General features: G+C 70.8%; 11 protein-coding genes. 7 read left to right on the top strand and 4 right to left on the bottom strand.

From position 1 onward, the window contains the following. The first annotated feature begins 8 nt into the window (after positions 1 to 8). From ACFWTE_RS00830 to ACFWTE_RS00820, 3 genes are all read left to right on the top strand, one after another. Positions 9 to 509 (top strand): hypothetical protein, encoded by a 501-nt coding sequence (locus ACFWTE_RS00830; protein ID WP_378776545.1) that lies wholly within the window; start codon positions 9 to 11, stop codon positions 507 to 509. A 216-nt stretch (positions 510 to 725) separates the two neighbouring features. Further along, positions 726 to 2,012 (top strand): sugar ABC transporter substrate-binding protein, encoded by a 1,287-nt coding sequence (locus ACFWTE_RS00825; protein ID WP_378776543.1) that lies wholly within the window; start codon positions 726 to 728, stop codon positions 2,010 to 2,012. Between the two features lie 114 nt (positions 2,013 to 2,126). Then, entirely contained in the window at positions 2,127 to 3,026 is a 900-nt protein-coding gene (locus ACFWTE_RS00820; RefSeq protein ID WP_378776687.1) for a carbohydrate ABC transporter permease, read from the top strand. A 38-nt stretch (positions 3,027 to 3,064) separates the two neighbouring features. On the opposite strand, the gene ACFWTE_RS00815 is transcribed toward ACFWTE_RS00820, so the two are convergent. After that, complete coding sequence (locus tag ACFWTE_RS00815) at positions 3,065 to 3,352, bottom strand: hypothetical protein (protein WP_378776541.1); 288 nt, start codon at positions 3,350 to 3,352, stop codon at positions 3,065 to 3,067. 177 nt (positions 3,353 to 3,529) lie between these two features. On the opposite strand from ACFWTE_RS00815, the gene ACFWTE_RS00810 reads away from it, so the two are divergent. Then, positions 3,530 to 4,432: a carbohydrate ABC transporter permease gene (locus ACFWTE_RS00810; RefSeq protein ID WP_378776539.1), complete on the top strand. Its 903-nt coding sequence runs from the start codon at positions 3,530 to 3,532 to the stop codon at positions 4,430 to 4,432. A gap of 79 nt (positions 4,433 to 4,511) precedes the next feature. Here the strand turns inward: ACFWTE_RS00810 and ACFWTE_RS00805 are convergent, their stop codons facing one another. Further along, positions 4,512 to 6,089, bottom strand: coding sequence for a long-chain fatty acid--CoA ligase (locus ACFWTE_RS00805; RefSeq protein ID WP_378776685.1), 1,578 nt, complete (start codon positions 6,087 to 6,089; stop codon positions 4,512 to 4,514). A gap of 331 nt (positions 6,090 to 6,420) precedes the next feature. Here ACFWTE_RS00805 and leuS point away from each other — a divergent pair, with 331 nt between their 5' ends. From leuS to ACFWTE_RS00790, 3 genes are all read left to right on the top strand, one after another. Further along, positions 6,421 to 8,916, top strand: coding sequence for a leucine--tRNA ligase (leuS, locus tag ACFWTE_RS00800; RefSeq protein WP_378776537.1), 2,496 nt, complete (start codon positions 6,421 to 6,423; stop codon positions 8,914 to 8,916). Positions 8,917 to 9,017: 101 nt separating this feature from the next. After that, positions 9,018 to 9,593 (top strand): hypothetical protein, encoded by a 576-nt coding sequence (locus ACFWTE_RS00795; protein WP_378776535.1) that lies wholly within the window; start codon positions 9,018 to 9,020, stop codon positions 9,591 to 9,593. Next, positions 9,590 to 10,264 carry a hypothetical protein gene (locus tag ACFWTE_RS00790; protein ID WP_378776533.1) on the top strand — a complete coding sequence of 225 codons (675 nt, stop codon included), beginning with the start codon at positions 9,590 to 9,592 and terminating at the stop codon, positions 10,262 to 10,264. Before ACFWTE_RS00795 ends, ACFWTE_RS00790 begins: the two co-directional genes overlap by 4 nt. A gap of 109 nt (positions 10,265 to 10,373) precedes the next feature. Here the strand turns inward: ACFWTE_RS00790 and ACFWTE_RS00785 are convergent, their stop codons facing one another. Beyond that, entirely contained in the window at positions 10,374 to 11,474 is a 1,101-nt protein-coding gene (locus tag ACFWTE_RS00785; RefSeq protein WP_378776531.1) for an alpha/beta hydrolase family protein, read from the bottom strand. Positions 11,475 to 11,659: 185 nt separating this feature from the next. Beyond that, positions 11,660 to 12,379, bottom strand: coding sequence for a transcriptional repressor LexA (lexA, locus tag ACFWTE_RS00780; protein WP_378776529.1), 720 nt, complete (start codon positions 12,377 to 12,379; stop codon positions 11,660 to 11,662). Between the last annotated feature and the right edge of the window lie 204 nt (positions 12,380 to 12,583).

Below are 12,583 nucleotides of genomic sequence, written 5' to 3'. Positions count from 1 at the left end.
CCACCACCGTGTCCGCAGAGTCATCGTCCGGATCGTCCCCGGACCCCCGTGACGGGAGACCGTCAGCACCGGAACCGCCGGACCGCGTCCGGCGGACCACGATCGACCTGATCGAGGCCTACGCGGACCGGGACCGGGAGGCGCTCGACGCGGTCATCCCCCGGGCCGCCGACGACGTGGACGCGGTCCTGTCGGAACTGAAGGTCGTCGCCGCGTTCCTCGGTCGCCGGGTGCAGCAGACCGGAGTGGTGTGGAAGCCCGCCGACTCCCGGGAGGCCGTCGCCCGCACCGTCGCCGAGATGCTCCCGCCCGAGCTGGAGTTCGCCGTGGCCACCGCCTGGGAGGCCCACTCGGTCGGCGAGGAGGAGGTCGCCGAGCGCTTCACCCGGGGCGACCCCATGGTCTACGTGCACATGCTCGCGGCGTTCGGAGCCGCCATCGGCCTCGCCGTCTACAAACGCTCCGAGCTGGTGTCCGTCCTGCGTCAGGTCACGGGCCTGACGGAGTAGGCCGCCGGCACGCGGGGCGGGGAGCGGGGACGGAAGCGCCGGACGTGCCGCACGACGTGCGGTGCGCCCGTTTCCGTCCCCGCTCCCCGCCGTTCGGCCCTCACCCCCTAACAGCTCAGACACAAATCAGAGTGGTTTACTTCACTGGAGGCCGTTCTTTACGTAGGTTTCCTACCAACCCCCAGGGGACCCTCGAAAGGAACGGGAGGCGTGCCGATGGCCCGCAGACGAACACACGAGTACGTTCCACTCCCCGCCGCGGCGCTGGCGCTGGTCCTGGCCGCCACGGCGTGCGGGACCGGTGGGGGCGGTGACGGCTCCGCCACCGACGGGCTCACGGTGTGGATCATGCAGGGCACCAACCCCGACGAGACGGGGTTCTTCGAGGAGGCAGACGCCGCGTTCACCGAGGAGACCGGTATCGAGGTCGACGTCGAGTTCGTGCCCTGGCAGGACGCCCAGAACAAGATCTCCACGGCCGTCGCCGGAGGCACCACGCCCGACGTGGTCGAGCTCGGCAACACGCTCACCCCGGGGTTCGCCGACGCCGGCGCGCTGCACGACCTGTCCGGGTACGACATCGACACCGGTCAGTACATCCCCGGCCTCATGGAGATGGGCCTGCTCGGCGACGGGGTCTACGGCGTCCCCTGGTACGCCTCCATCCGCTCCGTCGTGTACCGCTCCGACATCTTCGAGGAGCACGACCTGGAGGTACCGGAGAACTGGGAGGAGCTGCGCGAGACCGCGTTGGCACTCTCCGAGGCGGAGCCGGACATGATCGCCTTCCCTGTCCCCGGTGACGCCCAGTACTCGATCATGCCGTGGATCTGGGGCGGCGGCGGTGAGATCGCCGTCGAACAGGCGGACGGCACCTGGGAGTCGGAGATCGACACCCCCGAGGGCCGTGCGGGGATCGAGTTCTTCACGGACCTGGCGCTGGAGGACGGCACCTCCACCACGGGCGCGGTCAACTGGACCGAGATCGAGGTCATGGAGTCGATCGCCGACGAGGAGGCGGCCATGGCCATCCTCGGAAGCGCCAACCCCAAGGCCATCCTGGAGAGCAACCCCGAGCTGGAGGGGAAGATCGACTCCTTCGCCCTCCCCGGGCAGGAGGAGGGGTACATGCCCTCCTTCGCGGGCGGGTCCCTGCTGTCGGTCTTCGAGGGCACCGGTAACGAGGAGGCGGCCTGGCAGTACGTCCAGCACCTCACCGGCGACGAGTTCTCCGCGCGGTGGTCGGAGGAGACCGGGTTCTTCCCGGGCGTCACCGCGAGGGTGGACGAGTTCTCCGAGTCCGCCGACCCGATCCTGGAGCCGTTCGCGGTCCAGCTCAACGAGGCGAGCCGCGGCGTGCCGGCGACCCCGGCCTGGACGCAGGTGGAGGCCGAGAAGGTCCTGGTCGGCATGCAGCAGTCCATCCTCAACGGCGAGGCCTCGGTGGACGAGGCCACCGAGGACACGGCCGCGGAGATCGAGCGCATCCTCAACGGGGGTTAGGCAGTGGGCACACCGGTCGGGCTGGGAACCAGTGGGCCGGAGCAGGACGTCCGCCGTTCCCCCGGGCCGTCCGAGCGACGGCCCGGGGCGGGGCGGCGGTCGCCGCTCCTGGGCCTGCGCGTGCGGAGGACGCTCCTCCCGTGGGCGCTGCTGGCGCCCGCGCTGGCGGTCATCGGGCTGCTGCTGCTGTTCCCGCTCGGCCGGATCGTGTGGCTGTCCTTCCGCGACTTCAAGCTGCGCAACCTGATGTCCGGGGAATCCGACTTCATCGGGCTGGACAACTACGCCGCGCTGCTGACCGACCCGTACCTGTGGCAAATCGCCATGGTCAACACGGTCGTGTTCGCCGTGGTGGCGGTCCTCACCACGATCGTCCTGGGCACGCTCGTGGCGCTGCTGCTCTCCACGCTGGGCACGGTGCCGCGCCTCGTCGTGGTCTCCTGCATCATGGTCGCCTGGGCCATGCCCGCCGTCAGCGGAACCTACGTCTGGGTCTGGATCTTCGACGTCGACAACGGCGTCGTCGCCCAGGCCCTGACCTCCCTGGGGGTACTCGACCCCTCGGGCTACAACTGGTTCGCCGACCGGCTGTACTTCTACGCCATCGTCACCCTCAACGTGGTGCACGGCGGTTTCCCCTTCGTGGCGGTCACCGTCCTGGCCGGGCTGCTCACCGTCCCCGAGGAACTCCACGAGGCGGCCAGGATCGACGGGGCCGGCGCCTGGAAGCGCTTCTGGCACGTCACGTTCCCGGTGCTGCGTCCGGTGTTCGCCGTGGTCACGGTGCTGTCCACGATCTGGGACTTCAAGGTGTTCGCGCAGATCTACCTGATGCCCGGCGGAGACGTGGGCGGCTCCGACATGCTCAACCTCGGCGTGTGGTCCTACGTGCGGTCCTTCGGCCACAACGACTACGGGCTCGGGGCGGCCATCGCCGTCCTGCTCACCCTGCTGCTGCTCGTGGTCACCGTGTTGTACCTCAGGGCGCTGTTCCGCGAGGACGGGCTGAGGTGAGCGGGCGCGGCTCCTCCGAGGGCGTGGAGGGCCCCGCCTCAGTGCACGCCCGAGACCAGCTTGTCCCGTACACGGCGCCAGTCCACCGAGGCCAGGGAACGGCGGTTGAGGTCCTCGCGGACCGCGGTCATCGTGCGCAGGTCGTAGTCGTCGAGAGCGCGCCCGTCGTCGTTGTCCTGGTTGACCAGGTTGTCCACGTACGCGAACAGCAGACGGCCGCCCGCGTCTCCCAGGGCGTGCCGCACCGCGCGGTCGCGGAACCGCGCGTCGTGCGGGATCCAGCTGATGACGACCTCGGTGGGGGAGGGGCCGGTGGAATCGTGCACGGTTCTAGTCCACCGCCCCTGACGGTCCCGACGATCCTGGAGACACGAACCCCACCCCTCCTCGCCCACCGGGGCGGGACAAACGCCCCGCACCGGACAGAGGTGGATTCTAACGGCCCGGGTCGGCCGCGGGACAACCCGATCACGCCCTCCGGGCGCCGCTGACGAGGAGGACCGTTGGTCACGAGCACACACGCATCCGCCGTCGCCGACCGCGACTGGGAGAGGCGGGTCCGCGCGGCCCGGCGCCGGGGCGGTGCCCTGCGCTCCGGGCGCCTGCTGGCCAAGGGCGTCGCGGTGGGCGCACTGCTGCTGTTCACCCTGTTCCCGGTGTACTTCATGCTGACGAGCGCGTTCTCCGACCGGAGCACCTCGGGCACGGGGGCGCTGCTGCCCACCGGACCGACCCTGGACAACTTCTCCTACGTGCTGACCGAGGGCAACTTCGGCACGTACATGGCCAACTCGCTGGTGGTCGCCTGTATCACCGTGGGCGGTGCGTGCGTACTGTCGCTGCTGGCCGCGGTGGCGGTGGCCCGGTTCCGCTTCCGGTTCCGCACCTCCGTGCTGGTCATGATCCTCATCGTGCAGATGGTGCCGCTGGAGGCGCTGGTCATCCCGCTCTTCCTCCAGGTGCGCGACCTCCAGATGCTCAACACCCTGCTGGGCCTCGGCATCGTGTACGTGGCGCTGTCCCTGCCGCTGGCGGTCTGGATGATGCGGGGCTTCGTCGCGGCCGTGCCGGTGGAGGTGGAGGAGGCCGCCTACATCGACGGCGCCTCCTGGCTCCAGATGTTCTGGAAGGTCCTGTTCCCGCTCGTCGCGCCGGGTCTGGTGGCGACCGCGATCTTCTCGTTCATCGTGGCCTGGAACGAGTTCGTGCTCGCCCTGACCTTCATGACCCAGAGCGAGAACTACACCGTGGCGGTCGGCCTGCGCCAGTTCTTCGGCCAGTACGCCAACGAGTGGGGGCACGTGATGGCGGCGTCCACCCTCATCACCCTCCCGGTGATGGTCTTCTTCGTCATCGTCCAGCGCTTCCTGGTCTCCGGGCTGGTCCAGGGGGCCGTCAAGGGATAGGGGGAGGGCCCGGTCCCCGGGATCCGCCGGAAGGACCGGGCCCGCGCGCGTACGCGCACACCACGGGGGAGCGCGCGTGTCAGGCGCGCAGCTCGCGCTTGAGGATCTTGCCGGTGGACGTCATCGGCAGTTCGGTGCGGAACTCGACCTCGCGCGGGTACTTGTAGCCCGCCAGCTGCTCCTTGGACCAGGAGACGAGTTCCTCGGCGGTGAGCTCGACGCCCTCCTTGAGGATCACGAACGCCTTGATCTCCTCGCCGTGCGTCTCGTGCGGGATACCGACGACCGCCGCGAGGCTGACCGCCCCGTGGGTCATCAGGACCTCCTCGACCTCGCGCGGGTACACGTTGTAGCCGCCGCGGATGATCATGTCCTTGGAGCGGTCGATGATGAAGTAGAAGCCCTCCTCGTCGCGGCGGGCGATGTCACCGGTGCGGAACCACCCGTCCCGGATGACCTCCGCGTTGACCTCGGGGCGGTTGTGGTAGCCCTTCATCACCAGGTGGCCGCGGACGGCGATCTCGCCGACCGGCTCGCCGCCCTCCTCCTGGACGACCTCGTTCCAGTCCGGGTCGATCAGCTTCATCTCCACGCCCCACACCGGGCGACCGATCGAACCGGTCTTCGCCTTGACCCTGGGGTTGTTGAAGGAGGCGACCGGTGAGGTCTCGGACAGGCCGTAGCCCTCCTTGATGCCCACGCCGAACGCCTTGGTGAAGTCCTCGGCGAGCTGGCCGGGCAGGGCCGAGCCGCCGGAGACGGCGTCGACCAGGTTCTCGGCGATCCCCTCCAGGTCGTACTTGTCGGGGCCGGCGTTCTGGACCGCGTTGAGAAGGCCCCAGTACATGGTGGGCACGCCCGCGAACCCGGTGACGCCCTCCTTCTCCATGAGGCGCAGGGCCTCGTTCCCGTCGAAGCGCGGCACCAGGACCATGGTGCCGTGCCGGTAGAGGCAGGCGTTGAGCATGACCGTCTGGCCGAAGATGTGGAACAGCGGCAGGACGACAAGGGAGACGTCGCGCCCGTCCTGGTGGGGGTTCACGAGGTTGGCCGAGCCGATGGCGTTCATCATCAGGTTGTTGTGGCTCAGCTCGGCGCCCTTGGGCTTGCCGGTCGTGCCGCTGGTGTAGATGATCACCGCGGTGTCCTCGGCGCTGGTCTGCACGCTCTCGAACTCGCCAGGCTGTCCCTCCAGCGCCTTCCAGAAGGTCTCCGCGCCCTCGATGACCGACTCGGTGGCACCCGGCGCGGCGGGGAGGTCCACGTAGATCTCGCAGGTGTCCGTCTGCTGGAAGGCCTCGAAGGCGCGCGTACCCAGCGGCAGCTCGGGGGAGCCGGTGAACGCGAACAGCGCCCTGGCCCCGGAGTCCTCCAGGTGGTAGGCGATCTCACGGGGGGTCAGCAGCACGTTCAGGGGCACGACCACCGCCCCGGCCTTGAGGGCGCCGAAGTAGACGAAGGGGAAGTAGGGCAGGTTCGGGCTGGCGAGCGCCACCCGGTCGCCGGGCCGGATCCCCCGGGAGACGAGGAGGTTGGCCACCTGGTTGGCGATCATGTCGGTGAGCGCGTAGTTCAGGCGCAGGTCCCCGAAGACCAGGCACTCCTTCTCGGGGGCCGATCGGGCGCCGTCCTCCAGAAGCACGGACAGGTTGAACAAGGGGGCCTCCCGCAGGCAGATGAGTCCGGTTGGTCCGGACAAGTCAGGACAGGCGAAATTGAGTCCGGTGTGACCCGGATCGCGTGTTCTGCGCCACTTTTACGGCAGAGTAACAAACCGGACGGTCGGTGTGGAGAGGCGATGGGTCCGTAATCTCACCGATCTTTCGCACACGCTCCGTCACCGCCGGCGCCGGTGGGGCGCTGCAACCCCCTCCCGGCACGGGCAGGCGGCGTCCGCGGTCCGACAGACGCGAAGTCGTCCTGTGCCCGACCCGCCAACCGCTAACCTGTGGGAAGCACACCCGGACGCGGCTAAGGAACCTTCAGCGATGACAGCGGTAGACGGCGACCAGACGACGGGCGACACCTACGACGCCCGCGCCCTCCAGGACAAATGGCAGGCGCGCTGGGCCGCCGAGCTCCCGTTCGAGGCCAACGAGGACCCGGCGGACCCCCGTCCGCGCACCTACGTCGTCGACATGTTCGCCTACCCCTCCGGCGACCTGCACATGGGTCACGCGGAGGCGTACGCCATCGGCGACGTCATCGGCCGCTACCGCTTCCAGCGCGGGGAAAACGTCCTGCACCCCATCGGCTGGGACTCCTTCGGGCTGCCCGCCGAGAACGCGGCGATCAAGAACAACTCGCACCCCGCCGAGTGGACCTACGCCAACATCGAGACCCAGGCGACCTCGTTCCGGCGCTACGGCATCGGTGTGGACTGGTCGCGCCGCCTGCACACCTCCGACCCCGAGTACTACCGCTGGAACCAGTGGCTGTTCACGCGCTTCTTCGAGCGCGGGCTGGCCTACCGCAAGGACGGCCAGGTCAACTGGTGCCCCAAGGACCAGACGGTGCTCGCCAACGAGCAGGTCGTGCAGGGCAGGTGCGAGCGCTGCGGATCCGACATCGTCCGCCGCAGCCTCAACCAGTGGTACTTCAAGATCACCGACTACGCCCAGCGCCTGCTGGACGACATGGACCAGCTCGACGGCGGCCGCTGGCCCGACGAGATCCTGGCCATCCAGCGCAACTGGATCGGCCGCTCCACCGGCGCCGACGTCCACTTCCGCATCGAGGGCCGCGACGAGCCGGTCACCGTCTTCACCACGCGCCCGGACACCCTCTACGGCGCCACGTTCTTCGTGGTGGCGGCCGACGCCGACCTGGCGGAGGAGCTGTGCGCCCCCGAGCAGCGGGAGGCCTTCGACGCCTACCGCGCCGACGTGGCCAAGCTGTCCGACATCGAACGCCAGGCCACCGAGCGCCCCAAGACCGGTGTCTTCCTGGGCCGCTACGCCGTCAACCCGGTCAACGGCGAGCGCATGCCCGTCTGGGCCGCGGACTACGTCCTGGCCGAATACGGACACGGCGCCATCATGGCCGTGCCCGCGCACGACCAGCGCGACCTCGACTTCGCCCTGGCCTTCGACCTGCCGGTCAGGGTCGTGGTGGAGACCGGCGAGCCCCACCCGGTGGAGACCGGTACCGCCGCCGCGGGCGAGGGCACGCTGCGTGACTCCGGTCCGCTGGACGGCCTGGGCAAGTCCGAGGCGATCGAGCGCATCATCGGGGTGCTCGCCGAGCGCGGCACCGGTGAGGGCACCATCAACTACCGGCTGCGCGACTGGCTGCTCTCCCGTCAGCGCTACTGGGGTACGCCCATCCCGATCATCCACTGCCCCGCGTGCGGCGAGGTGGCGGTCCCCGACGACCAGCTGCCCGTCACCCTCCCCGAGCTGAAGGGCGTCGAGCTGGCGCCCAAGGGGGTCTCCCCCCTGGCCTCGGCCGAGGAGTGGGTGAACGTGGACTGCCCGTCCTGTGGAGGCCCCGCCAAGCGCGACACCGACACCATGGACACCTTCGTGGACTCGTCCTGGTACTTCCTGCGCTACTGCTCGCCCCGCCTGGACACCGCCCCGTTCGACACCGAGGCCGTCAACAAGTGGGGGCCGGTCGACCACTACATCGGCGGCAAGGAGCACGCGACGCTCCACCTGATGTACGCCCGCTTCTTCACCAAGGTCCTGTACGACCTGGGCATGGTCTCCTTCACCGAGCCGTTCCGCCGCCTGACCAACCAGGGCCAGGTCATCAACCAGGGCCGGGCGATGTCCAAGTCCCTGGGCAACGGCGTCGACCTGGGCAGGGAGATCGACGCCTACGGCGTGGACGCCGTCCGGCTGACGATGCTGTTCGCCTCCCCGCCGGAGGAGGACGTCGACTGGGCCGACGTGTCCGCCGTCGCGGCGCAGAAGTTCCTCAACCGCGCCTACCGGGTGATGAGCGAGGCGGGCGCGGCCAGCGAGCCGGGCACCGACCCCGCCGGGGGCGACACCGCGCTGCGCAGGGTCACGCACCACACCATCGACCAGATCACGACCCTGGTCGAGTCCCGGCGGTTCAACGTCGCCATCGCCCGCACCATGGAGCTGGTCTCGGCGGCACGCAAGGCCATCGACTCCGGACCCGGCGCGGGAGACCCGGCGGTCCGCGAGGCCGCCGAGTTCGTGGCCGTCGCCCTCTCCCTCTTCGCTCCGTACGTGGCGGAGGAGGGCTGGGAGAAGCTGGGGCACGTGGGCACGGTCGCCCTCGGCCACTGGCCCGAGGCCGACCCCGCACTGCTGGTGCAGGAGTCCGTGACCTGCGTCGTACAGGTGCAGAGCAAGGTCCGTGACAAGCTGTCCGTGGCGCCCGACATCGACCCGGCCGACCTGGAGAAGCTGGCACTGGCCTCGGAGCGGGCCCAGGGCTTCATCGGCGACAAGCAGATCCGCAAGGTCATCGTGCGCGCGCCGAAGCTGGTGAACATCGTCGTCGGCTGATCCGGTACCGGGACGGCGCACGCTCGACGCGGGCGCCGTCCCTTGCGGTTGGCGTGGCGACCGACAGGGAGGCGGGTGGCCGGGTGGGTCCCCTCGTGCGTGTGGCCGTCATCGGTGCGGGTGCGGCGGTGCTGTCCGCGGTCGCGATCGGCGGCGGGCTGTGGCTGTCCGGGAACGACCCGGCCGTGCCCGAGAGCGGTGACGTGCACACCGCGGCGACAGGTTGCGACGCCGTCACCGACGAGCTCCTCGCGGAGCGCATGCCCGGAGCGGTCGCGGACCCCCGGGAGCAGGGCCCCCTGGAGGGCGGTGACAACCTCGTGTGCGTGTGGAACTCGGCCGGAACCTCCGACGGGGACGACCGGGGAACATTGCGGGTGGACGTGTCCGCTCTCTTCACCGACGCCACGGGGGAGGAACCGGTGACCGGCGCCGAACGCGCGGCCGAGGCCCACAGCGCCCTGCTGCCCGCGCGCACGGACGCGGTCGCCCTGCCGGGGGGCGAGGGCCGGGTGTGGCCCGGACAGGTGCCCGGTACCGCCGAACTCGTCTTCCACAGCGACAACCTGCTCGTGCGGGTGTCCTACGCGGGACTGGCCGGGGACGACCCGGTCGACCCCGACGACGCCGCGGAGCTGGCCGCCGAGTTCGCCGGACAGATCGGGGCGTCCCTGTGAGCGCGCAGTACCCCCAGCGGCCCCCGTACGGTCCCCCTCCCGAGGTCGTGTCCTCGGCGCAGCCGCAGAGCAGGGGCTGCGCGACGGCGGGCGTGGTCGCGGCCGCGCTGGTCCTGCTCGTGCTCGCGGCCGGTGCGATCTGGTACGTCGTCACGCGGGACTCCCCGGAGAGGGGCGAGTACGAGGCGGCGCCCGAGTGCGCCTCGGTCGCGACGGGGACACTGGACGCCCTGGTGCCCGGACACGAACTGGAGCTGGACGAGCCGATCGGCGCCCCGGAGGACCCGGCCGGGTCCGGGTGGCAGTGCCGCTGGGCGACCCCGGAGGGCCCCGGAGACGCCGTGCCGGCCACGGCGACGCTGGTGCTGGTGGCCGCGCCCGACCCGGGCGGGGTGACGACCTCCGCCGACAACATGCGCGCGACCACGCAACAGTACGAGACCACCGCACTGGACGGGATCGGCGAGGAGGCGGTGCGCTGGACCCGCGGAGACCCGTTCACGGTCGGCTGTGTGGGGACCAGGGTCTCCAACCTGTACCTGGAGTCCTGCTACAGCGTCGCGGCCGGCTACGACGCGTCCGAACCGGCCGACGAGGAGCGGATCGTCGCGGACGCCGAGGCGCTCGCGCTGGCCGTGGTCGAGGCGCTCCCGGAGTCCGTCCCCGAGTGAGGGGGCGGCGACTCCGCACGCCCCGCGACCGCGCCGACATGCGCCCGGTGACCGCCCGACCCGTGGTCGGGCGCCGGTACGCACCGGCCGGGGCCCCGGAGGCGGGACGCTACCAGGCGTTGCCGAGGAACTCCTCCAGCGCGGGGGAGACCCCCTCGGCGAAGGGTCTGTCCGCGTCCAGGACCGCCGCTCCGGGCTCGTCCTCGTAGGCCCGGAGGACGTGGTCGGTGCCGGGCAGGTCCACGCGTTCGGCGCCCTCCAACCCGGTCATGAGCCGGTCGACGTCCCCACGGGAGACCTGGGCGTCGTCCTCCCCCCACAGCACCAGGACCGGTGTGCCCTCCGGCAGGTCCCGCCCCAGCTCGACGGGGTCCAGGCCGTCCATGAAGGAGAGGAAGCCCGCGTTCCAGGGGGTGTAGATGCCGAACTGGTCGCCGTCCTGCGACGTGATGTCGCGCCCGCCCCTGATCGCGGCCCGCCCGGCCCGCACGTCCGAGAGGATCTGGACGGCCTCCGCCTCCTCGATCTGGCCCGCACCCTCGGCCAGGCGGATCTGCTCGGTGACCTGTCGGTCGAGGAGGTCCAGGTAGCGGGTGCCCGGCGGGGCGGCCAGCACCAGTGCGGGCGAGGGGAGCCCGGAGCCGATGAGCTGGTGGGCGCGCAGGGCGTACAGGGCGCCTTCGCTGTGCCCGACGACCACCACGCGCCCGGGGTCCACCTCCGGCTGCGCGAGGAGTTCCTCGTAGGCCGCCACGACCTGCCGGTCGAAGACCTCGGGGTCCACGGGGGTGATCCTCCGGACGCCGCCGGGGCCGGTCTCCTCCTCGATCTGGGGGTCCGGGCCGCTGCCGAACTTGTCGTAGCGCAGTGAGGCCACACCGGCGTCGGCGAGCACCCGCGACAGGTTCCAGTTGGTCTCGGCGTCGGGTCGCGCGGGTGCGTTGCCGTCGCGGTCGGTCGGGCCGCTGCCGGAGATGATGAGCGCACCGGGGACCCGCTCGGAGGCGCCGTGCGGAGCGCGGAAGGAAGCGGACACCTCGTGTCCGCCGCCCGCGAAGGTCAGTTCGCGCTCGACGCCGGCGACACCGGGCGCCTCGGCCCCGCCGTCGTCGGCCGGAGTGCAGGCGGCGGCGGAGAGCAGGACGGCGAGGACACCGCCGGCCACAGCGGCGCGCGGTCTGGCGACGGGGGAGGAGAGTGGTGTGGGCACCCTCCCAGCCTAGCGCTCCCACCGCACGGACCCCCGTCGTCCACAGCCCTGTCGGACGCGCGCGGGGCCGCTTTCGCGCAAGGGGCCCCGGGGCGGGCCGGTCCGGGTCGGAGGGCGCAGCACGGCGCCCCCGGTCCGTCGGGGGACGGTGCCGGAGGCGCGGGGCAGGCTGTGCGGGGAGCGGGTCAGACGCGGCGCATGACCGCGACGACCTTGCCCAGGACGGTGGCGGCGTCTCCGTTGATCGGCTCGTAGGCGTCGTTGCGGGGCATGAGCCACACGTGGCCGTCCTCCTCGCGGCGCAGCACCTTGACGGTCGCCTCGTCGTCCAGCAGGGCCGCCACGATGTCTCCGTTGTTGGCGTCCTGCTGCTGGCGGACCACGACCAGGTCGCCGTCGGTGATGGCGGCGTCGACCATCGAGTCGCCGACGACGGTGAGCATGAACAGGCGGCCCTCGCCGACCAGCTGGCGCGGCAGCGCGAGCACGTCCTCCACCGACTCCTCGGCGAGGATGGGACCGCCGGCGGCGATCCGGCCGATCAGCGGAACGGCGGCCGCGCGCGAGGGGTCGATGTCCTCGGGGGTCACGGTCTGACCGGAGGAACGGCCGGGGGAGCGCAGTTCCACGGCCCGGGGTCGGTTCTGGTCGCGGTGCAGGTAGCCCTTGCGCTGGAGGACCTTGAGCTGGTGGGCCACGCTGGAGGGGCTGGAGAGGCCGACCGCTTCTCCGATTTCCCTTATCGACGGGGGGAAGCCCCGCTCACGCACATACCGCTGGATGCAGTTCAGGACACTCTGCTGTCGCGCGGTGAGTTTGGGGGCTTCGGGTGTGGATCCGCCCGTGTTCCCCACTGCGGTGAGAACGGTGGCGGAATCTGTGGTTCCGGGATTCTCCTCCGGCACGGCCGGGCCTCCTCGGCATTCGGTTCGGTCAGGGCCTGATTGCGTGACTGGCCGCCACCGGTTCGCGACCGCGCCGACCTGGGGTCCGCGCGGTGTCGAAACCAGTGGGAAATCACAGCCAACATTAGACGTTGCGCACGGTGATATCAAACAAGCGTTCGAGACGTCAGGCCATTGTCCCGCGTTTTTCCGCGGTCAATTTCC

The sequence above is a fragment of the Nocardiopsis sp. NPDC058631 genome, assembly GCF_042716955.1.
Lineage (GTDB): Bacteria > Actinomycetota > Actinomycetes > Streptosporangiales > Streptosporangiaceae > Nocardiopsis.
The sequence above is the reverse complement of the archived record's forward strand: the minus strand, read 5'-3'. Positions and strand labels throughout refer to the sequence as shown.

Coding starts and splice junctions, on each gene's coding strand:
- ACFWTE_RS00825 (WP_378776543.1), top strand. CDS start 726: ATGGCCCGCAGACGAACACACGAGTACGTTCCACTCCCCGCCGCGGCG.
- leuS (WP_378776537.1), top strand. CDS start 6,421: ATGACAGCGGTAGACGGCGACCAGACGACGGGCGACACCTACGACGCC.